Raw genomic sequence first — 21,331 nt, 5'->3', positions numbered from 1 at the left:
TTCCGCGACGATGCCTCCGCCCGGGGCGGACCAGTCGTCCCCGACGGAAATATCCACCCGGTTGTAGTTCAGAGAGGGAACGGTCAGAGATTCGCGCACCGTGATGTTCTGAAGCTCGGCGTTGCCGGCGCCGTCGATCAGACCTCCGAAACCCGTCAGACCCGAAGCGAAGTCGCCGAAGACGGCTCCTTTCCGAAGAAAGAGGTCGCCTTCGACAGTTCCGCCGCGCCGGCGATTGAGGAATTCCCGTTCGCTCTTCCGCGAGGTATAGACCGTCGTGTCGCTTGCGGGCGTCTCCTCCCACGAGCGGATCAGATCGGGGTACTCCGACGAGACGAGTTTCACGGAATGCCGAATGGCTTTGATGTCGTTTTCGATGCGCGAGACAAACCCCGTGGACCGCACGGCGCTGATCTCGACGCTCACTTCGTCGGGATAGAGAACAGGACGCGAAATGCGAATGATGCGGCTGTCGTAGTAACCCGTTTGGGGAAAGTACTCTTTGCTGAGCAGCCGCACCCGTTGCCCGGGGCGCAACACGAGCCCTCGCTCTTGGACATCGATGTAGTCGAGCGGCGCCTTGTATACGCTTACGTCGCGTCGTGCTTCCGCGGCGAACTTCTGGGCGGCTTGCAGGAACTCCTGTTCCGCCAAGGGATAGTATTCGTCCGGCATGCGGATATTCCACAGGACGTATTCATCTCCGGGTTCGGGTTCGAGCAGTCCGCCCGGCAACTGCGTATCGTCGTCATAGGGCCATTGCGTGATGATTTCGAACATGCCTGCGTCCCAGTCGGGGTCGTAGTTGACTTCGAATTCGCGTCCTGCGAGTTCGCCGGTTTGAAACGTTACGCGCTTTACGAGACCCGCGATCTCATAGTCGTTCGGGTTGAACGGCAAAGATCGGTCGTCGAAACGATAGATGTAGTAGGTGTTGCCCTCGTCGTCCTTAGCTTCGGTCCGAAGCACGGAATAGACCTGTCCGACATAGCGCGGATAGATGTCTTCGAATGCCTCCGACTCGACCAGTTCACCGAATCCCTGTTCGGGGTTCATGTCGATGCGCGTCTCGCCGCCGGGCAGTTGCAGCCGGTCGTGGCCGTATTTTTGGGGGTCGATGTTTCGGGTCGAACCCACCGGGTAGAGGTAGGCATACGAACGAAGGTCGTCGGCCATCGAACATTCGATCTCGGCGGTCAGTCCGCGTCCGTATCCCAGTTCGATGGCTTCTCCGAACTCGCAGCGGCTCAGATTGAGTGTGATGCCGTCCGCCCAGTATTCGGTCCGGCACGTTTCGGCCAGCTCTGCGAGCGCTTCGGCACAGCTCTTGCCCGAGTAGTCGATCTCGATATTCTCCGAGGGTACGACCTCGCCGACCTTCCACTCGGTCGTGGCAAGACGGCGGTTGATGTTTGCGACGATGAGCGCCATGTGTTCGCGTGCCGGCGCCGTGAGCACGAACAGCGGACGGTCGGCACCGTCCGTGGTGTCGAGCACGAGCGTCTGCGCCAGAAGCGCTTCGACACCTCCGAAGGAGAGGTCGTATTTCCATTCGGTCTCTGCCGACTGCTGGGGTTTATACTCCTGCGTAAGCCAAAAGCGCTCGCCGTCGAACACCACCCAATCTCCGGGCAGGAGCAGGACGCACTCTTCCGTATGGAACGTGAGCGAGAGCCGGTTGTCTTCCATGATTCCCCAGTCGTGCGTCGAATCTTCTTCGACGTACGCAGTCAGCTTCACCGCGCCCGTGCGGTCGTATATCTTCAGTTCATCCATTGTCGGATCGGTTTTCAGGGTTTGTTCGAACAGGCGCCGAGAAGTCCGGCACAGGTTCGCAAAAGGTCGCGGTGAACGTCCCTACGACCTCGCTGTCGAAAGCGGTGAGCTGGCTGTAATCCGAGCACTCCGTGAGATAGAACCTCCAAGTGCGCGAGAGTTCCTTCAGGTGCAGCATGAGATAGCCGTCTTCGCCTTGCCGCAGAAAATCGAGGAAGCCGTAGTACCGGCGTTCGAATGTTGCGGCGTCGGGCGCCACGATGGCGAAGCGAAGGGCGACCGTGCGGGCTTCCCAGCGCTGCACGAGCTTGGCCGGCAGCCGCACTCCGTCCCTGTCGCGGTAGGAGACCGTACGCTGTTCTTTGAGTTTCGGTCCTTTGAGCAGGGCGTCGTAATTGGCATGGCCACCGGCTTCCTCTTCGGCCAGAAAGGCGCCGAAATCGAGGTACGGATCGCTGCCGTTGATCGTCAGAAGTCCTTCGAGTATCTTCATAATGCTGTTTATTTGGCTTTCAAACCGTCCCGCCGGATCTTTTCCCACAACGCATACATGCGGGGCAGGACATCCGTGTTGCGCACGAGGGCATTGAGCGCATCGAGGCTTTCGCTCATCGCATCGACGATATTTCCCAGCTTGAGATCGGAGGCCGCGGCGTGCATCTGGATCGACGTAGCGAGACCTTCGATGCGTGAAAAGCTGTCCTGACTGACCGTGTAGAGTGCTCCGGCCTTGCCTTGCTGCGTCGTGCCGCCTTCATCGTCGTCGAAGATCGTGATGCCCTCCTTCGCAGCAGCGGCTTTCAGGGCGGCGACCAACTCTCCGAGCGCTCCCTGCTGTCCGTGCAATTCGCCTGCGGTATCTCCGAAAATCTTCACGATCTGGGCAAACCGTTCCTCGTCCGACAAATCTCCGGTCATCACGTCCTGCACCTGTTTCTGGGCTTTTTCGAGGATTGGCGCAAGGATCGACGCCTGCAACATATCCGTGCCCAGCTGCTCGATCACACCGGATACAGCGTCCTTAACCGATTCGAGGGCGTCCGTCCCGGCAGCTGCGGCCGAAACGAGCGCATCGGTCAGCGTATCGCCCAGTTCACCGAAAACCGACGTCAGATAGTCGCCAACCGCATCGACGGCCTGCTCGTAGGCCTCCCAGTCGTCGGCCATGCGCCGCAGGTACGCACGGTTCTCCTCCGAGAGATGCTGGTAGACCTCGTTTTCGCTGTCGACGAACTCGCGCAGATTCTCCATGACCAGTTCGCCGTTCTCGTCGAAGAGCTCCGGCAGCTGATTGCGCAGGGAGTCGTATTTGGCCGAACGACGTCCTATACCTAAAAATCCTATGGTCGAATGCTGCGTCTGCACCTGCATGTTGGCCACGGATTCGGCGGCCGTCTCCCAGCTGCGGCCGATGCGGTAGAGACCCGACAGACCCGTATAAGTGCCGTTCATCAGCCCCTCGATCTTGGCATCTATATCCCGACCTTTGTATACCTCTTCTCCGCGATTGCGGATCTGCTCCTGCGTCTGGCGGTAGGCGGCCTGCGCGTCGCGCAGCGCGGAGACGTTGGACAGAAAGTTCCTGTAAGCGAAATCGCCGAAGATGCCGCCCTCGTCGGCGTTGATCCGCGCCCGTTCGTTCATCACGCGCAGCTCCTCGTTGAACTCCCGTGCTACGCGGAGGTTGCGCTCCATGGAACTCTCGCCGCGCTCGAACAGGCCGATAATCGACGAGATGAGCCCGACTCCGGCGGAGATGCCGCCCATGATGCTGCCGAACGAGGCTTTCGCTTTGATGGCTGCCACGCTGTTTGCGAACTGCGCGGCACCGCTCGAAACATCGACCAGCGCTGTCAGTACGTCGGCCAGCCCCGCATCGACCTCCCGCACGGCTTCGGCCGCTTTGCGGGCTCCCGAGGCCACGGCTTCGAGCCCTGCGGCCGTCATGGCCCAGTCGCGGCCCGGCGCCTGCTCAACATCCGACGCCTCGTTCGGCTGCCGGGAACCTTCGAGGCGTTCCCGAAGTTCCTCGATCTGCGCTTCGAGCTGAGCGATATAGCGCAGCAGTGCGGCGGTTGCCGGCGAGGAGGAGCCGATCTGCTCGAAGAGTTCTTGGGCTTCGTCGAACTGACGCCGCACCTCTTCGAGCATCTTCCGCAGTTCGTCGGCCGATTTGTCGGCCAGCGATTTGGCCCATGCCGAACCTTCGGTTTCGAGTTCAGCCAGCGCCTGCTGCTTTTCGGCTTCGAGACGCGCACGCTCGCCGGCCGTGCCTGCGTCTGCGATCTTGCGATCGTATTCGCGGGTCGTGGCCAGCACCCGCTCCTCGAAGTTGCCGTAGGAGCGCAGGTATTCGTCCCACGCTTCCTCTTCGCGTTGCAGGCGCTGCTGACGTGCGGCCGTCTCCTCCCGGTCGATCGCCTCGGAGGTTTGCCGATAGATCTCCAGTTCGTTCTGCCGCTGCTGCGCGAAGAGCGCATCGATCTGGCTGTCCGTCGGTGTCGTTTTGCCTTGCCGGCGGTCTTCGGCTGCCGAGGCGAGCAGCTGCCGGCGGTGTGCCTCTATATCCTGCAATTCGCGGTCATAGGCCGCACCGGCCTCGGCACGGCGCTTGGCGAATCCCTCCTGCAAGATCTCCAACTCCTGCTCCTCTATGCGGCGGCGTTCTTGCAACAGCTGCTCGTCCAGCCGCTGATCGCGCGAGGCGGCGCCTCCGCCCCTCCCTTCGCTTCCGGCATTGAGCTCCTCGGGCGTCAGGCGCGTGTATTGTTTCTTAGCGACATCCTCAAGCAGTCGTCTGCTCTCTTCGTTGTGTCGAAGGAATTTTGCAACATTTCCTTCGAACTCATTTTCGATTCGGGTTATGAGCTCATCGCCACCTTTTGAAGATCCGACTTCTTCGAACAGACGCTTGCGCATCTGCTGCATGACATCGTATGATCGACTGAATTGCGCCTCTGCGTCCATCGCAGCGCTTCTCGCCGATTCATCATCAATGTCGCTTTGTCGATACGCTTCGCGTTTTTCGGACAATATTTGCCAAGCCTCTGCGTATTTCGAGAAAGCGTCGACATAGTCCTTATAGGATTTGGCCCGCCGCAAAAGCAGTTCGTCTTCGGCAATTTCGGTCAACTGATTCTCGGCGGCCCGCGCCTGTGCGGTTTCGAGGATGGCGGTCGTGAGGTTTCGGTAGGCCGCTTCGGCCGTTCCGGCCATGATGGCCTCCGCGGAGAGGCTGTCGAAGTAGGCCGGATAGATCCGTTGCAGTTTTTCGACAGCGGTTGCGCGCTCTTCGTAGGGCTTGGCCGCATCGGTGGCTGCATCGTATAGGAGCTGCAACTTCGTGATCTCGGCCTGCGCGCTCTGTGCACCCTCGGTCATCACGGCATGAAATCTTTCCGCAGCGGCAGCCGTGGAGTCGAATGCCTGCTTGCCGCGGAACAGATCGGCGACGAATCCGGTGATCCGGTCTCCGTACAAGACCAGTGCGGCGATCCCTCCGACCATGACGGTCTGCCAGCTCAGCAGCGACGAGAGGATCTGCCGCCAGACGGGCACGGCCTGCCTGTTGGCCGCGACGAGCATCTGATACTCCTGCCGTGCGCGAGCCACGGCATCGGCGAAGATGGGCAGATTGTTGGATATGGCCAGAAAGAACATCTGCGGCCCCATGGCCAGCGACGGCGCCTCGCGCACGATCTGCTGGATGGACATGCCGAGGCTGTTGAACTGCGTGCGTGCCGTACCGCCGTAGCGGTTCATGGCGACGGTCGCCGTTTCGAGCCTTCCCTGTACCTCGGAGATGTTTTTCAGCAATTCCGTTCCCTCGGCCCCTTCCCGCTGCGCCTGCGAGAGGTGCATGTACTCCGTCGTAAGGAGCGTTACGCGCATCTGAAGAGCCGCGATGCTGTCTTCGGCTACATCCGCAGCGGCCGCTTCTCGCCGAAGCGCCTGCTCGTTTGCGGACACGGCCTGCGCGATCCGGTCGTGCAGCACGGAGAGCCGCGCCTGCGTGGTCAGATACCCGTCGAGCGAGAGCGTGCCCTGTTCGTAGGCGTCGTTCAGGGCATGCTGCATCTGCTCCACCTGCCGCAGCGAGAGCGTGTCCTCCTGTATATCCTCCACCAGCTGCCGCGCCTTCTGCGACATGCCGCCGAAGAGTTCGTCGCTCATACGGTCGAACAGAGCGAGCGTCTCTTTGGGTATCCCTTCGCCGATCTTCGGGAAGATGCCCGACACGGAGGCTGCGGTCTGTCCGGCTTTCGAGCGCAACCGTTCGAGTCCCTTCTGCACGGCGTCCGCCTGCGCTCCGACCCGTCCGACATCGGAGGAGATGCCGGAGAGGCCGTCGCGCGTGCGGTTGCGGAGCAGGAATTCTATTTCGACAGGTTTCACGGTTTCGGGGACAACAGGGTTTGGAAAACGGTTTCTGCGGATTTCACGCCTCCGCAGCGGGTCTCGGATTGTGCTTCGGGCGGCGGCCCGTCTTCGAGATGAGGAGCGTCCGCAAGCATGAGCATCAAGGTCGTGTAGGGTATTTTCCAGAGGATGTGGCGGACGCTCCAGCCGGTAGCCGACGCAATCTGCCAGATGATCCCGAACAGGCTATGGGAACCTTCCGAACGGCTCTTTAACTCCTGTTTGTTGTTTTTTCGCGGCTCGACACGGGCCGAAGCGGATCGAGGCTTTCGACCGATGCGATAATATTCTGAAAATCCCTTACTTCGAATAGCAGAGCGATGAACTTCGACTGTGCTTCGAGCAAATACTCGCGCGGCATGCCGTGCAGGATGATCCACGCGAGCAACGGTCTCAGCAGCGGTCCTGAGACGAGGCCCCGGCAGACGGTCCGCGCCACCATGCGCGCGAGGCGGTGCCCGTGTTCGGCCAGAAAGTCCGCGGCTTCGTCGGGCGTGAATCGCGCCATCTGCGCGTATGTTACGCCGAGGGCCCGGCGCTCTTTGGCCAGACGGATGATGTCGCCCAAAAAGGGGCGGCGCATGACGATGCGGATGGTCCGCGGCCGCATCCACGGCAAACGGAGGCGCAGCAGAGGCAGCGAAAGCCCTGCATCCAACAACGCCTCCGCCGCCTCCCGCGCAGTGTCCCGTTTCACGGCTTAGGCGTTGTTAGGCTGCGAAAGAGTAACCGACGCTTTGGTTTCGACATCGCTTTCGAGGATGAATTCGAGTCTCCCCGAGCGCGGCGAACCCGTAGCATTTGCTTCGGCAATCACCGTTACGCGTCCGTTCACGAGTTCGACGCTGAATCCCTCGGGCACGACGCCGACCGAGAAAGGTCCCGATGCTTCGATAGCCACAGCCTTGCTGCCGCCGTCGGCCCCGAAGGTCAACGCCGTGGGTTCGGCCTCGATGAAGGGCTCCGTGGGAAGCATGGAACCGGGCGAGGAGCCGTCCTTGGGGGCGAGCATCTTGAGGCCGAACTCGATGCCGATGTTCTTCTCGCCGCCCAGTCCGCCGCGGATCTTCGAAGCGCGCAGCGACGCCCGTTTGATCTTGATGGTCTTGCCCGTACCTGTCAGGATGCGCACGTCGCCTTCGGCTCGCAGCGAGTTGGCAGGCATCTGCCATTCCTCACCTACGGCCTTGCCGCCCATCAGATCGACGCAGTTGGAGGGCACCATCTCGATCATCTTGCCCGTAATCTCGTTCGTCGCGGCCCGCGTCTCGATGTCCAGTACGGGGTTGCTGCGGATCTGCGCCGCCCACAGCTCGAAAGTCTGGGCATCGTCGCCGCCCCAGTTGACACCCTCTTCGGAGATGTTGCCCAGACGCTTGCCGTTGAAATAGAAAGCGTCGAGCAGCACATAGTAACCGTCGTTGGTTTGTGTAACCGATCGTTTCATAAAATGTCGTTTTTTAAGGTTTGTTTATTTTCTGTGTACCCGCCACCATCCTGCAAGACCTGCGGCCAGAAGGGCTGCCGACAGCCAGAGAAGATGCGCCGGTTTGCGGCTCCGCTCTTCGGCGGCCTGCGATTCGGTTCCGCGCGTCGTGCGCTGCACCCGTTCACAGGTGCGTGCGAGGCTGTCGAGAATCCGCCGGAAAGCGGTGTCCTGCACCATGCTGTCGCATTGCCGGTATTCATGTCGAACCGTGCGGCGGGCGAGCGAATCGGCATGTGCGACGATGCGGAGCGTATCTCCGTCGCGGCGTGCTTCGAGCGTGAGCCGCCCGTCGCGTGCGACGTACGATGCCCCGTCGGGCAGGTTACGGAGGTTCGCCGCCGTCAGATTCACCGAAGCTGTCCGGGCCGGTATCGGCTCCGCCAGCTCCGAGCGTATCATCCGCTCGTGCGTTTTCCAGTGATTCCGTGTCCGGATGTTCGTCTGCCGGACGACGTCCCCGGCGTCCGCGAAGGCGTGCGATGCCGTGTCGGCCCGCACCTGTGTTTTGCTGCTGAGTGTCCTCCTGTTCACCGAGCACGCCGCCAGCAGCAGAGCCGCGAACATCGGAAGCATGCGTATCGTCATTTCGTGTCGTGTGTTTCCCGATGGCTTTGCGAAGTCGTGCGACCTCTCCCGTCAGGCGGTCTATGCGTTGGAGCATCTCCTCCTGATTGGCCTTGAGGTCTACGTTCTCACGCCTGAGCTGGATGTTCTCGGCCAGAATCTTCTTGTTCTCGCTCGACAGAAGATTGATCGAGCTCTGAAGCTCGGACAGAAAATCGTTGTTCTGTTTGCGGCGGGTGATGAGCCACGTCGCAACGGAGGAGAGGAACCCGCTGGGAATCGCCCATGCGAGTATGTTCCATACTTCGTCCATCGTCGTTCATCGATTAAATCAGAGTTCGGAAATCATTGCGGCCACTTTGCCGATCGTCTCGGCGTATACCTCGGGTTGTGCCGTGCAGTATCCGGCCTTCGCCACTTCGTATGCGAAGCGTTTCACGTCGTCCCGATAATCCATCGCCCGTCGGTAACGTTCGGCCGAGAGTATGCGGAAGTGATCTTCGAGGCACTCCTCGACGGAATCGTAGTCGCGGAAGTCGCGCTCCACATCGTAGCGCCAGCGTCCGTCGCGCATCCGCACGATGGAGTATACCTTCGGGAAGCGTTCCGCCTGCTGGTCGTCCGGAAAGTATTCGGTCGTCCGTACCCTTTGCCGTTTGCCGGTCCATTTGTCTCCGGCCGTAATGCCGAAGAGGTTGCAGCCGATGGCACGTTCGCCCCAGCCGGTTTCGAGCGCTGCCTGCGCCGCAACGAACAGGGGATTGAGCCCCGTTCGGGCGCAGACACGCTCGATGGCCGGATAGTACGTGCGTTTGAATTCTGCGGGCCTCATGGCATCACGCATTACCTGCGGCTTGCGACACCGCGACCTTCTGCGTTTTTCCGTTCACGCTGACCGTGAAAGACCCGCTGCGCGCACCTTCGGCATTGGCCTGTGCCGTAACCTTGACTTTGTCGCCGGATTTCGCTACGGAAAACCAGTCCGTCCCGCCATCGACCGCAGCGGTCCAGTTCTCGGAGGAGGAGGTAACCGTTACGGTTTTCTCGCCGCCGCTCTTGGCGAACTCCGGCACGGTCGTCGGCGAGACGCTCAGCGTCGTCTGACGCGCGTCGAGCAGCACGGCCAGCTGCCCCCAGACGATGTTGGTGTCGATCTTCATCAACATCTTGAAGAAGTAGCGTTCGCCGGCGTTGGTTACGCGCTCGACCTTGATGGCCGTCGTATCGTCCACGAGGTTGCAGGCCGCCCAGAGGTTCGAGTCGATGTCCAGACTCGCCACGGTCGCCACGATCACGTCGTCGGGCCAGTCGGCGAGTCCTTCGATGCGTTTGCCTTTGAATCGGACGGCGTTGGCCGACGTGGGATCGGCCCCTTTCGACGAATCGGTGATTTCGTCGTCGTATTTGTCGATGTCGTTCGCCGACATCAGAAAGCAGAAGTTAGGATCGTTGCGCATCACGGCCGGGACTTTCTGCCATACGGCGCGCAGACGTGCCAGCATCGTCTTCTCCGACGTGGTGGCTTTGATCGTGTCCGCATCGTTCACGATGCGCGTCAGAATGCCGTTAAAGAACTGTTCTTCGCCATCGCCCTGTACGCCTTGGATGAAGTGGAAACCCAACTCGTTGCGTGCGACTTTCGCCACTTCGAGCAGCATCTGCTCCTGCACGTCGGACGGTAGTTCGCGGAAAACCAGCTCGCCCGTGGGCTGGAAGGGCTTCCAGAACTTCTCGAAAAGCCGCGGGTTGAACTCCGTGTATGCCATGACGTCCTGCGGACGCAGAACGCGCTCGTCGATGGTGAACTGCCCTTTGGAGTTTTCCGACGTAGGCTGTTCGACGCGCTTCTGAAGGATTTTCGAAAGCCGCATCCGCGGAAGCGAGAAGCGGTCGCCGACGTTCTGCTCCATGTGCAGCAGTCCGCGCTCGAAGAGTTCGTTGCCCGTCGTTACGAGCGTCAGCAGGCGGTTGAGAAATTCACCGCCGTAATTGGTCTGGATTTGAGGATTGTTTGCCATAATGTGAATTGTAAAAAGGTTCAGCGTCCGAGTTTTTTGCGGACCTCCTCCTTGCGTTTTTCGAGTGCGTCTTCGCCGCCTGCGGATGCTTCGAGTTCATTGACGATCCGACGGCCCGGCTTGAGCGCTCCGAAATAGGCCATGGCGGCCGCTTTGTCGGCCCGCAGCATGGCGCGGGCATTTTCTTTCTGTCCGGCAGGAACGAGCCCGCGGGCTTCGAGATCGGAAAGGGCTTGCTCCGTTTCGGCCTCCTCGGCTTGCTGCTGTCGCTGCCGCAGCTCCTCGTTCTCGGCCTGCAATCTGTCGCGTTCGGACTGCAAGGCGTCCCGTTCGCTGCGGAGCGCATCCGCGGCAGCGGCCTGCTGTTCCAATTCGGCGATGCGCGCGAGAGCCCCAGCCTCGTCCGCGCAGTCCGTGAAGCGCGGGCGGCTTCTGAGTTGATTCAACATGGTGGTCTTGGATTTTGATATTTGCGTATTCAGAGAATTGAGATACCGTTGCGTATAGGCGTCGCAGATCTGGCGCGGTGTGGCGGCGGCATCGGACACCGGATCACCGGCGGCAAAGATCCCGTCCACGAAGCCCAAATGCAAAGCCTCTTCGGCCGTGAGCCAATGATCCTGCCCGTCGAAATAGGTCGCACGGATCGCTTCCGGTGCGAGGCCCGTGCGTCGGGCATAGATGTCTACGAGCACCGATTCGAGCGATTCCACTTCCGTCGCGCAGGTGCGGATCTCGTCGGCCGTGCCGAAAGTTTCGGTCCGGATCCGATGAATCATCAGGCGTCCGTTGTCGGCGATCTGCACCGGACGGCCGCAGCCGGCGATGATCGAGGCTGCGCTCGCAGCCAGACAATCTATATAGATCGTTATCTCCGCGCGCGAGGACCGCAAAGCGTTGAAGATCGCCAAGGCGGCATAGACTTCGCCGCCGACGCTGTTGATGCGGACGTCGATGCGGCGCCCTTCGTGCTCGGCCGACATCAGCTCGCGGACAATGTCCTCGGGCCGCACGGCGCCCCAGTCGCCGATGTCTCCGTAGAGCATGATGCAGCAGCCGTTTTCGTCGTCGATGATATTCGAGATGCGATGATGTGTCATGGCGGATGTCGTGTGTGTTCGTCGCCGCAAAATTGAACCTCATTCCGCCTTTTTGCAAATCGGAATTACATCATAACATTTTATATATAAATAATATAATTACATCGTTCCGTGCTGTTTTCTCCGTTTGCGACTTCGGATGCCGAGCCCCACTTTTGCATCGTAAAACCGCAAGAAAATGCCCCGAAATCCACGTCAGCAACTCAAAGACTACGCTCGTACATTGTATTTGCGCGAGAGCCTCACGCAGGCGGAAATCGCCGAACGGGCGGGTGTCGCACGCACGACGATCGTCCGTTGGGCGGCCGAGGGGCATTGGGAAGAGCTGCGCACCACGATGTCGATGACCACCGAGGAGCAGATCCGTAATTTCCAGCGTCAGATCGCCGAAATAAACGAGACTATCCTCGGCCGCGAGCAGGGCCGGCGCTTCGCCAATGCCAAAGAGGCCGATACGATCGTCAAACTCACCACGGCCGTCAACCGCCTGCAAACCGAGGCGGGCATTCACGACATCGTGAATGTCGGCGCGGCGTTCATCGACTTTCTGCGGCCTATGGATCTGGAGAAAACGAAGGAGTTTGCGCGTCTGTTCGATGCGTTCATCAAATCCAAGATCGAGAGACGATGAAACAGACCGACCGCGATGCCCTGCGCTATTGGGAGCGCCTGCGCGAATCCGTTTACAACGCCACGACGATCGACGAGGCAATGTCCGAAGCCGAGATCGAACGACATCGCACACGGCTCGAATCCGATTTCGAGGCGTGGGTGCGGTTTTTCCTGCCGCATTATGCGGGCTATCCCTTCGCGCCGTTCCAGCGGCGGGCGTTCCGCCGCGTGCTCGCGCACGACGAATGGTTCGAGGTGCGCAGCTGGAGCCGCGAGCTGGCCAAGTCTACGATCGGCATGTTCGAGGATCTCTATCTGGCCCTGACGCGCCGCAAACGCTTCTTCATAATGGCCGGCAATACGCACGAGGCCGCAACGCGGCTGCTCACGCCATATAAAATCGAACTCGAAGCCAATCGTCGCATACAACAGTACTACGGCCGACAGCAGACGCTCGGACACTGGACCGAAGATTTTTTCAGTGCGAAATGCGGTGCTACGTTCATGGCGCTGGGTGCCGGAGAGACACCCCGAGGCGTCAAGAACAAAGCCGCACGACCCGATGTCATCCGTGTCGACGACTTCGACACGCTGCCCGACTGCGCGAATCCTTCGATTCTCGATAAAAAGTGGGCGTGGTGGGAGAAGGATCTCTATCCGACACGTTCCGTATCGGGCGGTACGCTCATCGTCTTCAACGGAAATCTCATCGCCGAGGATTGCTGCGTGAAGCGCGCAGGAGCCTTGGCCGATCATTGGGACATCATCAACCTCCGGATGGTCGATCCAAGGCACCCGAACGGCGTGGAGGATTACCGCGACGGCAAATCCGTGTGGCCCGAGAAAAATCCCGAGCCGATGATCGACCGCGTGCTCTCGAAGATGAGCTATGTCGCCGCTATGGGAGAGTACTTCAATACGCCGATCTCCGAGGGCAACGTCTTCGGCACGCAGTTGCTGGGCAAAGTTCCGCCCCTTGGACGATTCCCGTTTCTGGTGATCTACGGAGACCCGGCACCCGGACAGCGACGCGGCACGGGCAACTCGGGATCGTTCAAGGCCGTATGGCTGACGGGTGTGCTCGACGATGTGCTCTACGTCATTAAAGGACGTCTGTTCCGGGGTTTGAACGACGACTTCATCGAAGCCTACTTCCACCTGTTCCGCTACGCAGGAATGGGGTTGAAGGTACCCGTCTTCAGCTTCATGGAGAACAACTCCTTGCAGGATCCCTTCTTTCAGCAGGTATACAAACCCCTTATGGACCGGAAGCGGCGCGAAACGGGCGTGATGCTCTCCATACAGCCCGATGCGGCGATCAAGGGGGATAAGGCCGCACGAATCGAAGCCAACCTCGAACCGCTCAACCGGAACGGACTTCTCGTATTCAACGAGGCGGAAAAAGACTCGCCCGACATGCAGGAATTGCTCAAGCAGTTCCGGCTTTTCACCATGCGCACGCCCTATCCGGCCGACGGCCCCGACTGCATCGAGGGGGCATGGCGGATGATCCGAAGCAAACTCAGTCAAATGCGTCCCATTACGATCGTACCGCCATCGGGCCGGGCCGGCAACAAACATCTGATGTAACCATGTCCCAATTCATCGACATCGACGACTACGACGCTACGCTCCACCGCGAGATTCTCGACGCTCTGGTGCGCGACGACAAACAGGTGATCGAGGTCTGCGAAGACCGGGCGATCGCCGAAATGAGAAGCTACATGTCGCAGGTCTACGACTGCGACGAAGTATTCGCGGCGCAGGGAGCCGAGCGGAATCAGCTCGTACTCATGTTCGCACTCGACATCGCCGTGTATCACATCTTCTGCATCCACAACCCGCACAACATGTCGCAGATCCGTATCGACCGGTACGAACGCGCCGTGGAATGGCTCAAAGGCATTCAGAAGGGAATGATCCGCGTCGACGGACTGCCCGAAATGACACCTGAACAGGGACGCGAGAAGCTGACGCCCCTCCTCGTGTCGAGCGACCGCAAACACCGAAACTACATGTGATATGGCGAAAAAAAATACACGACGCATCACTGCGGGCGGCACGCCCGGCGTGGCGGGGCAGGGGACCTCGACCATCATTCTCTCGGCACCCCGCATCGGAGGAGTCGACATCGCAGACTATATGCAGGCGCTGCGCGATGCCAATCGCATCGACTTCCCGCAGCGAAGACGCCTCTACAACCTCTATACGGATCTGCTGACCACGGATGCGCACCTGAATGCCGTGATCGACAAACGACGGGCGGCGCTCGTCGATCAGCCCGTCGTATTCCGCCGAAGCGAACAGATCGACGAACACGTGCAGCAGCATCTGCGCTCGCCGTGGTTCCACGACTTCCTGCTGGACCTCTTCGACGCCCGTCTGTGGGGCTTCTCTCTGTTCCAGTTCCGGCGCGAGGGCGAATGGCTCGCCTACGACCTCATCCCGCGCAAGCACGTCGATCCCGTGCGGCGGCTCATCATCCCGCGCGAGGGACAGATCACCGGACAACCGTGGGACGAATATCCCGACCTGCTCTTCGTCGGTAAAGCCCGAGATCTGGGGCTGCTGGCGCAGGTGATGCCTTATGCCATCTACAAACGTCTGTGCTTGGGATACTATGCACAGTATGCCGAACTCTTCGGACAACCCATACGCGAAGGCACCTACGCCATATACGACGAGGAGGCGCGGCGGGCCATGCTCCGCGACCTCACGGCCATGGGGGCCAGCCCCGTGATTCTGCATCCCGACGGCACGTCCGTCAACCTGCACGAGGCTTCGCAGAAGGCCGGAAGCGCCGAGTTGTACAAAACCCTGCTGGAATACTGCGACGAGGCCGAAAGCAAAGCCCTGCTGGGCAACACGCTCACCACGCAGACCACGGATACGGGAACGCAGGCGCTCGGCACCGTACACAAAAGCGCCGAGGAGTCCATCAACCAGATGGACCGGCAGTTCGTGCTCGACGTTCTGAACTACGACTTTACGGACCTGCTCCTCACGCTCGGAATCGACGTCCGCGGCGGTAGCTTCGAATTCGAACAGCCCAAGCAGATCGACCTTGCAGAGAGCATCAACATCGACCGCACGCTTCAGGCGATGGGCCTGCCGATGGACGATGACTATCTCTACCGCAAATACGGCGTCGAACGCCCCCGGGACTACGAACAGCAGAAGGCACGCATGGCCTCCACACGGACGACCGAGGTCGTCGAAGGTGCCGGGAGCGTGCCGCAGAACCGCCGTGCGCACGGCTTCGGCAGTCGTCTGCGCGATTTTTTCGCCTCGGCCCCCGAAAGCACGGGGGCGGATTTAGAATGGTAGTCGAAAGGCTCTACTACGCCGAGGCGGACGAAGAGTTCGCAAGAGCGTGGTGGATCGACCGCGACCTCGTGCTCGGATTCATGCGCCGCATATACGGCCGCGAGTTCGACCCCGCGAACCGCATCGACGCCGTAATGCTCGATGCCGTGCGCGAGGTCTTCGACCGGGCCGTAGACGAGGGATTCGGCACCCGCGCGTTCGCCGAATCCGAGTACTCCTTCTACGAGCAGCTGCGGTACAACAACGCCGTCTTCGCCGCATTCAAGGTCCACCGCATGCAGCACGACATGGCCGCGCGGCTGCTCGACGCGGAGGGCGGGCTCAAATCCTTCCGTCAGTGGCGCCGCGAGGTCGAACCCATCGCATCGCATCAGGTCGGCAGCTGGCTGCGAACAGAGTACGACACGGCCGTCAAACGAGCACACATCGCGGCCGACTGGAAGCGCTTCGAAGCCGAGGCCGACGTATTTCCTAATCTCGAATGGATGCCCAGCACGAGCGTCGAACCACGCCTTTCGCACATGCGCTTCTACGGGCTCGTGCTGCCCGTCGGGCACCCCTTCTGGCAGCGGCACATGCCCGGAGACCTGTGGGGCTGCAAATGCGGATTGCAGGCCACCAGAGCACCCCGGACGCCCGAGGACCGGATACCGCAGGAGATGCCCGGAAGCGAACCACAGCCCGGCATCGAGACGAACCCGGCGCACACGGCGGCGATATTCAGCCCTTCGCATCCGTATGTCGCCAAAGCTCGAAAAGGTGCTGTCGATGCCGTGCAGACAGCGTTGGACGAACTATACCCCGACTGGATCGGCGGACGCGAACTGCCGAAAACGATGGAGGAGTACCGCACCCGCAGAGCGGAGATTCAAGCCGAAGCGCTGAGGACGGTGCGGAATATCCGATACCGCAACCCCGAATTCGACAGGGAGATCACAGTAACAAGAGATGGCGTTAAAGAATTCCTGAATCAGCCTCATAAACATGGGGCCTACAAGAACGAGATGCTGCTCCGAATCGGAGAGGTGCTGGAAAAGGCCGATTACAAAGGATGGGGGACGTATAAGAATGACAGAAAACCCGGTCTTCGGAAATCCCATATTTTCGAAGTCCGGATACAAGGGGATCCTTCGTGGATCATTGTTCATGAATATAAAGATGGGAACACTCTGCTACACAGCATATCGGATAAACCGACCGTTTTGAAGGGAATAAAAAAGTAGCGACCCCGATGCCCTTATCCGGAACTACAATCCGGCATCGGGCATCGAAGCCGCTATCCGTATGCAAATATACGGATATTATCCGGTTCTGCAAACAAACGTTCAAATATCGTACAAATGGACCCTAAAGAGTTTTCGAAGCTCACACAAAAATTCAGCCGCGAGCTGGAGACCTTCGTCCGGCGGACGGCGCCGGTGATCGTCGGACGGCTCGCGGAAAACCACTTCCGCGACAATTTCCGACAAGGCGGATTCGTCGACCGCGAGCTGCGCCCGTGGCCCCGGACACGCCGCCAGCAGTCCGGAGCCGGCACAGCCGAAAGCCGATACGGCCCCCTGCTCAGCAGCCGGAAACACCTCATGTCGTCGGTCGAGCATACGACATACGATTACGGGGCGCTCGTCTATAACCGAGTGCCTTACGCCCCGATTCACAACTGGGGCGGAACTACGCATCCGACCGTTACACCCCGGATGCGCCGCTATGCGTGGTGGAGATACTATGCGGCCGGAGGCGGCAAAAAGAACGGAACAGGGAAAACGGCCGGAGGCGAAGAAGCCGAGCAATGGAAGCGGCTGGCGTTGACGAAAAAGAAAAAAATCACCGTTCGCATTCCCCAGCGTCAGTTTCTCGGCACGAGCGCCCGGCTGGAAGAGACGATCCGCAAGGAGCTGGAGAACGAACTCGAAGCGCAACTCATTGAACTGAACATACGATGAACGAAGTACTGATCGAACTGATCGGGCGGCTGCGGGAGCGGATGCCCGAACTGAGCCTCATCGACGAGGACTACGGACAACTGGAGACCGATGCGGGAGACCAATATCCCGTAACCTTCCCCTGTGTGCTGCTGAGCGGCCTCACGGTGCAGTGGGAGGAGATGGGTGCAATGCCTGCCAACATCCAGCGCGGAACGGCCGAAATGACCGTGCGCCTCGGCATCGACTGCTATGACGACACGCATGCCGGATCGGGAACAACGGACCGCATCGCCGACCGGGCACGCTTGCTCCGGCGCCTCACGGATTGCCTGCACGGATACCGGCCCCGGGGATCCCTCGAACCTGTCAAGCGCGTGCGGAGCCGCCCCGTAACGACGGCTTACGGCGTCAAAGTCTATGAGACCACCTACCGGTGGCGCATGACGGAACGTCTCGCGGAAACGTCGTGAGGTGTGGCGGAGGGAAATTTACTCTTCCTGCAACATCGCCAGCTGCGTGGCCGTGATGCGGGGTTTGCGTACTTTCGGAACGGGACGGATGCCCAGTTCGCGGTGGACGCGGCTCGCACGGCGGATGATCGCCATGATCCGCTCCTCCGACAGAAAGAACTCCTGCTCGGAGAGGATTTTCAGCGTATCGTCGAACCGAAGACGCTGCTCCTCGGTCCAGTAGTGATACCGGCGCAACAGCGCCAGATCGCGCTGTTCGATGAGGTGTCTGTTTCGTCCGCGGGGCATAGGCTCGGTTGATTGAATCTTCGTTACTGCAAAGATACGCATTTTTATTCGATAGCGAGCTTTCGCAGAGCGTTTTCATACAAAAGCCGCCGGACACTGCGTCCGGCGGCTCGCTGAAAACAGGCAGCGGATCAGCGGGGATCCGTCAGCCGAAGAGCCTGTTCGTATTCCGGCATCATCGCACGCAGAAGACCCGCGAGGCGGTAGAGACCGCTTTGTGGGGCGTGTTCCGAATCCAGAAGTTCGAAAACGTACGTAAGTTCGTCGTGAAGATCGAGCCAGTCCTCCACGGGGCTCGAACCTGCAACCGGGACTTCGATCACATAGCGGTCCTGCTCAAAGCGTACCATCCGAGCCTCCTTTCTTTATCTTCAGTTCGACCTCCTGAGCCTCGCGCAGCAGGCGCCGGAAATCGGTCATGAACGCATCCCGGCGCTCATCGTGTCGCACTTGGCGGATCTCGGCGTACAGCCGGAACAAATCGCCCTCGGTTACCATGTAACGTTTGCGGATCTTATTGCGTCCCATCACTGCTGCCCTCCTTTCTCTTTGCGGGCATTCTGGTTGCCGAGCGTCCGTCCGCGACCGCCCAGACGAACCGCTGGCAGACGCGGCGGAACGGGAAGCGTCGACCGCTCGCCGAGAAGCAGCTGCGCCATCTCGCGCGGGGAATGATAAAGCAGGTCTGCTTCTCGGTTCGTCTGGGCACGCTTGTAGAGTGCCATCAGGATTTTGCTGCTTTTCTGATGACCGTTCAGCACACGCCAAACGGCCTGACGGGGGACGCCAAGCTCCAGCGCTATGGATAACTGGTCGCCCTGATGAAGACTCTCGCCGATCAACCACAGCAGATGGAGGATGTCGGCCGTGATGGACTCCCCGCGACGCGGGTAACGTAGCGATCCCACGCCCGTGCTCGCGGTTGCACCCGAGCTCAGCTCGTACAGACCCGTGCGGCGAAGCGCCGGCAGAACATCCGACGTTACCCATTTGCGGAAACTGCGGGCCTCCTCTTTACGGGATTGAAAGATCAGATGGTAAAGACCGGATTCGTTAATGATCGTTGTTTCTTTCGCTCCAAACTGGGTCGGCAGTACCGACCCAGCTTTTTCGTCATCATCGAGACGCCCGACGGCATCGTTGTGATTTGAAATGCCGAGGATCGAACATACGTCTTTTGCGACAAAATAAGGTTCGCCGTCGAGCAGGACGGTCCGAACCTGCTGGTTCGAGGCGTTGAATACGAACGCCTGCGGCAACATTGTGCCGGATGAATTCTTATTGGTAGACATAGAATAAGAATAATGACAAAGAGAACGCCCCCGTAGATGTGTCTACCACATATACGCAGGGCGTGAATGCTGACCGGTCGTTTCCTCCCGGCCCATCATAGGGGCGTTCCTTTATCGGGTCAAAGTATCATTTTCTGAATTTTGCCCTCGATAGTATATGTAGTAGACGAGGGCAAAGATAGAAACTATTTTTGAAAATAGAAATTATTTGTCAATTCTTTCAACGAGATTTTCGAAGTGATCGAAAATCTCCAGCGCATCGCTTTCGCTGCGGGTTTTATCAGAAGAGTATGGCAGGTAAATGACCGTAAAATAATTACCTAATGTTTGCACGGAAACTATTGTCGTTATTGATTCCGGAGTTACTCCGTTCACAAACACATAACCGGCTTCTTCGGTATCGGCCAATGGCAAATAACGCTCAGCCAGATACTCGGCCAGTTCAACAACGTATTTCGATTTGACCAGCACTCCAGCCCCTTTGAGACGGTCATTTTCAAACATGTACGACAACAAGTCCGCCGCAGTCGAATAGTCCGTATATGAGATCGTCTTTCCGTCAGATGAATCAGGTGTCCCGTATTGTTCTATTATCGTTTCTCGGGATGCTTCCCAATCGAGACACGGTTCTTTATATAAATTGCTTTGCGGAGCTACGATGATCCGGAGCGTTGCCGAACTCTCCCCATTTGAAACGATGATATTCGTCTCTCCGACGAAAAGGGCGCTAACAAGTCCCGTGTCGGAGACAACGGCGTGATATTCGTTTGCTGATATGAATGTCAGATTGGATCCCTCTTCTACTTCGATTTGATATTCTTCACCGAAGTGGAGCGTTTTTTCCGTTAGCGACAATTTGATGCTGTTTCCGTCATCTTTTGAACATCCGACAAATACGGACACGATAATTGCGATCCATAAAAAAGTAGATTTTTTCATAAATAATTGGTTGTTTGGTTAAGAATCGCGGCAAAATTATGAAATTTCCCCCCCCCGCAAAATTAAAATAGAATATTTTACAATTTAGTTCCCGGCGACGGAATCGACCCGCCGCCGGGAAGCGATCGGGATCACTCCATGGCCGCCAGCGACAGCGGGAGAGTGTGCTTCACGCCGTACTCGTCCTTGTACTGCACGGATACGAACTGGCAGGTGTCGACGGGTCTGTACGCGCTTTGGATGATGTCCGCGGCCTCGATCAGTTCGGGGTATCCGGACTTCTGTGCGATCTGCCGCAGCTGGAGCACTCGGCTGGCCTTGAGGTTGCCCTTGCGGTCCTTGGCCAGCAGGTTCAGCACCATTTCGGCCAGCGCGGCCGATGTGTCGTCCTTGGCCAGCGAGGATATGAACTCCTTGACTTTGGCTACGCCGGCATTCACCGTGTCGTCCCAGTCGTCGTTGGTTCGGTATCCGAGCGATACGGTGATGCGTCCGTCGGAGGTGGTGAAGGTGTTCGAGTGCCGGTCGGTCTTGGTCTTGTAGAGCGAATCTTTCAGCGCGATCAGCGCGTCGGCCTCCGCGAAGGTTACGTCCTTGGCCCTCCGCATCCGGTCCGACACGGCGTTCATACGGTCGAAGACCGCACGGCAGAATCCGTCGACGGAATCCTTATAGGCGTTAATATCGTCCTCGCGTTTCTGTTTCTCGGCCCGCTCTTCGGCCTCAAGCTGCGCCTTCAGGGAGGCGCGTTCAGCTGCTGTCATTTTCGTGATGTCCATAATCTGTTAAAGTTTTAGAAAGATTTTAATGTATTTCACATGTTTTCGAGAATCGGCCGCCAGCCGAGAATCCCTCCTTCTACTCCGCCCCATCCGGGGAATGCCCGCACCAACCATCTGCAACCGATATATCTCACTATGACGAAAGGGTATTGCACATCAGAGGTTTTGCCCAACACGGTCGCGCCATCTTCCGGCAACTCCTTCAACGATACACAATATCGTTTGTATAATAGTTGCGGTCAACCGGAGACGGCGCATCGCTCGAACACGAGACTGTATATAACAGCGTTTGACGTCTTTCAAACAGCACAGCTTGTAGAATATATCCTG

The 21,331-nt window shown here is 59.0% G+C and carries 23 protein-coding genes and 1 pseudogene; 8 read left to right on the top strand and 16 right to left on the bottom strand.

The annotated features are described in order from the left end of the window. The 10 genes and pseudogenes from BN3659_RS11555 to BN3659_RS11515 all read right to left on the bottom strand — a co-directional run. Positions 1-1,776: pseudogene (locus BN3659_RS11555) on the bottom strand (hypothetical protein); the annotation flags it as partial. Further along, positions 1,769-2,269, bottom strand: coding sequence for a hypothetical protein (locus BN3659_RS11550; protein WP_091537132.1), 501 nt, complete (start codon positions 2,267-2,269; stop codon positions 1,769-1,771). The gene BN3659_RS11550 and the pseudogene BN3659_RS11555, both read right to left, overlap by 8 nt. A gap of 8 nt (positions 2,270-2,277) precedes the next feature. Beyond that, the gene (locus BN3659_RS11545; protein ID WP_091537130.1) at positions 2,278-6,171 is read right to left on the bottom strand and encodes a hypothetical protein; all 3,894 of its coding nucleotides are present in this window, start codon (positions 6,169-6,171) and stop codon (positions 2,278-2,280) included. Positions 6,172-6,406: 235 nt separating this feature from the next. Next, complete coding sequence (locus tag BN3659_RS13210) at positions 6,407-6,892, bottom strand: hypothetical protein (RefSeq protein ID WP_171847762.1); 486 nt, start codon at positions 6,890-6,892, stop codon at positions 6,407-6,409. A 3-nt stretch (positions 6,893-6,895) separates the two neighbouring features. After that, positions 6,896-7,642, bottom strand: a complete 747-nt coding sequence (locus tag BN3659_RS11535) for a BACON domain-containing protein (protein ID WP_091537127.1) — start codon at positions 7,640-7,642, stop codon at positions 6,896-6,898. A 24-nt stretch (positions 7,643-7,666) separates the two neighbouring features. Then, on the bottom strand, positions 7,667-8,083 hold the full coding sequence (locus BN3659_RS11530; protein WP_141682580.1) for a hypothetical protein: 417 nt from the start codon (positions 8,081-8,083) through the stop codon (positions 7,667-7,669). Next, on the bottom strand, positions 8,007-8,561 hold the full coding sequence (locus tag BN3659_RS12940) for a hypothetical protein (RefSeq protein WP_141682579.1): 555 nt from the start codon (positions 8,559-8,561) through the stop codon (positions 8,007-8,009). Before BN3659_RS12940 ends, BN3659_RS11530 begins: the two co-directional genes overlap by 77 nt. Positions 8,562-8,579: 18 nt before the next feature. Beyond that, positions 8,580-9,080 carry a glycoside hydrolase family 73 protein gene (locus tag BN3659_RS11525; protein ID WP_091537133.1) on the bottom strand — a complete coding sequence of 167 codons (501 nt, stop codon included), beginning with the start codon at positions 9,078-9,080 and terminating at the stop codon, positions 8,580-8,582. Positions 9,081-9,084: 4 nt separating this feature from the next. Further along, positions 9,085-10,266, bottom strand: a complete 1,182-nt coding sequence (locus BN3659_RS11520; protein ID WP_091537124.1) for a BACON domain-containing protein — start codon at positions 10,264-10,266, stop codon at positions 9,085-9,087. 20 nt (positions 10,267-10,286) lie between these two features. Next, the gene (locus BN3659_RS11515; protein ID WP_091537122.1) at positions 10,287-11,366 is read right to left on the bottom strand and encodes a head maturation protease, ClpP-related; all 1,080 of its coding nucleotides are present in this window, start codon (positions 11,364-11,366) and stop codon (positions 10,287-10,289) included. A gap of 178 nt (positions 11,367-11,544) precedes the next feature. Here BN3659_RS11515 and BN3659_RS11510 point away from each other — a divergent pair, with 178 nt between their 5' ends. The 7 genes from BN3659_RS11510 to BN3659_RS11480 all read left to right on the top strand — a co-directional run bounded on the left by BN3659_RS11510 (position 11,545) and on the right by BN3659_RS11480 (position 17,700). Beyond that, positions 11,545-11,997 carry a DDE transposase family protein gene (locus BN3659_RS11510; protein ID WP_091537120.1) on the top strand — a complete coding sequence of 151 codons (453 nt, stop codon included), beginning with the start codon at positions 11,545-11,547 and terminating at the stop codon, positions 11,995-11,997. Next, on the top strand, positions 11,994-13,568 hold the full coding sequence (locus tag BN3659_RS11505) for a hypothetical protein (protein WP_091537119.1): 1,575 nt from the start codon (positions 11,994-11,996) through the stop codon (positions 13,566-13,568). Before BN3659_RS11510 ends, BN3659_RS11505 begins: the two co-directional genes overlap by 4 nt. A gap of 2 nt (positions 13,569-13,570) precedes the next feature. After that, a complete protein-coding gene (locus tag BN3659_RS11500; RefSeq protein ID WP_091537117.1) occupies positions 13,571-13,999 on the top strand; it encodes a phage protein Gp36 family protein in 429 nt (142 codons plus the stop codon). Between the two features lies 1 nt (position 14,000). Further along, positions 14,001-15,305 carry a phage portal protein family protein gene (locus BN3659_RS11495; protein WP_091537115.1) on the top strand — a complete coding sequence of 435 codons (1,305 nt, stop codon included), beginning with the start codon at positions 14,001-14,003 and terminating at the stop codon, positions 15,303-15,305. Further along, complete coding sequence (locus BN3659_RS11490; RefSeq protein ID WP_091537113.1) at positions 15,299-16,528, top strand: LPD3 domain-containing protein; 1,230 nt, start codon at positions 15,299-15,301, stop codon at positions 16,526-16,528. Before BN3659_RS11495 ends, BN3659_RS11490 begins: the two co-directional genes overlap by 7 nt. A 117-nt stretch (positions 16,529-16,645) precedes the next feature. Beyond that, on the top strand, positions 16,646-17,248 hold the full coding sequence (locus tag BN3659_RS11485) for a phage virion morphogenesis protein (protein WP_091537111.1): 603 nt from the start codon (positions 16,646-16,648) through the stop codon (positions 17,246-17,248). Next, positions 17,245-17,700 (top strand): phage tail terminator protein, encoded by a 456-nt coding sequence (locus BN3659_RS11480; protein ID WP_091537110.1) that lies wholly within the window; start codon positions 17,245-17,247, stop codon positions 17,698-17,700. Before BN3659_RS11485 ends, BN3659_RS11480 begins: the two co-directional genes overlap by 4 nt. A gap of 18 nt (positions 17,701-17,718) precedes the next feature. Here BN3659_RS11480 and BN3659_RS11475 read toward each other — a convergent pair whose 3' ends face one another. The 6 genes from BN3659_RS11475 to BN3659_RS11450 all read right to left on the bottom strand — a co-directional run bounded on the left by BN3659_RS11475 (position 17,719) and on the right by BN3659_RS11450 (position 20,998). Continuing rightward, positions 17,719-17,988 carry a transposase gene (locus BN3659_RS11475; RefSeq protein WP_091537108.1) on the bottom strand — a complete coding sequence of 90 codons (270 nt, stop codon included), beginning with the start codon at positions 17,986-17,988 and terminating at the stop codon, positions 17,719-17,721. Between the two features lie 131 nt (positions 17,989-18,119). Then, positions 18,120-18,338 (bottom strand): hypothetical protein, encoded by a 219-nt coding sequence (locus BN3659_RS11470; protein WP_091537107.1) that lies wholly within the window; start codon positions 18,336-18,338, stop codon positions 18,120-18,122. Beyond that, the gene (locus BN3659_RS11465) at positions 18,325-18,516 is read right to left on the bottom strand and encodes a hypothetical protein (protein WP_091537105.1); all 192 of its coding nucleotides are present in this window, start codon (positions 18,514-18,516) and stop codon (positions 18,325-18,327) included. Before BN3659_RS11465 ends, BN3659_RS11470 begins: the two co-directional genes overlap by 14 nt. Next, positions 18,516-19,280 (bottom strand): BRO-N domain-containing protein, encoded by a 765-nt coding sequence (locus BN3659_RS11460; protein ID WP_091537103.1) that lies wholly within the window; start codon positions 19,278-19,280, stop codon positions 18,516-18,518. Before BN3659_RS11460 ends, BN3659_RS11465 begins: the two co-directional genes overlap by 1 nt. 204 nt (positions 19,281-19,484) lie before the next feature. Continuing rightward, positions 19,485-20,219 carry a hypothetical protein gene (locus BN3659_RS11455; protein WP_141682578.1) on the bottom strand — a complete coding sequence of 245 codons (735 nt, stop codon included), beginning with the start codon at positions 20,217-20,219 and terminating at the stop codon, positions 19,485-19,487. A 131-nt stretch (positions 20,220-20,350) separates the two neighbouring features. After that, positions 20,351-20,998 carry a DUF3164 family protein gene (locus tag BN3659_RS11450; RefSeq protein ID WP_091537100.1) on the bottom strand — a complete coding sequence of 216 codons (648 nt, stop codon included), beginning with the start codon at positions 20,996-20,998 and terminating at the stop codon, positions 20,351-20,353. Between the two features lie 138 nt (positions 20,999-21,136). Here BN3659_RS11450 and BN3659_RS13355 point away from each other — a divergent pair. After that, a partial coding sequence (locus tag BN3659_RS13355; protein ID WP_216092806.1) for a hypothetical protein occupies positions 21,137-21,331 on the top strand: 195 nt, incomplete at its 3' end.

Source organism: Alistipes sp. CHKCI003 (assembly GCF_900021155.1).
Classification (GTDB): Bacteria; Bacteroidota; Bacteroidia; order Bacteroidales; family Rikenellaceae; genus Alistipes; species Alistipes excrementavium.
The sequence above is the reverse complement of the archived record's forward strand: the minus strand, read 5'-3'. Positions and strand labels throughout refer to the sequence as shown.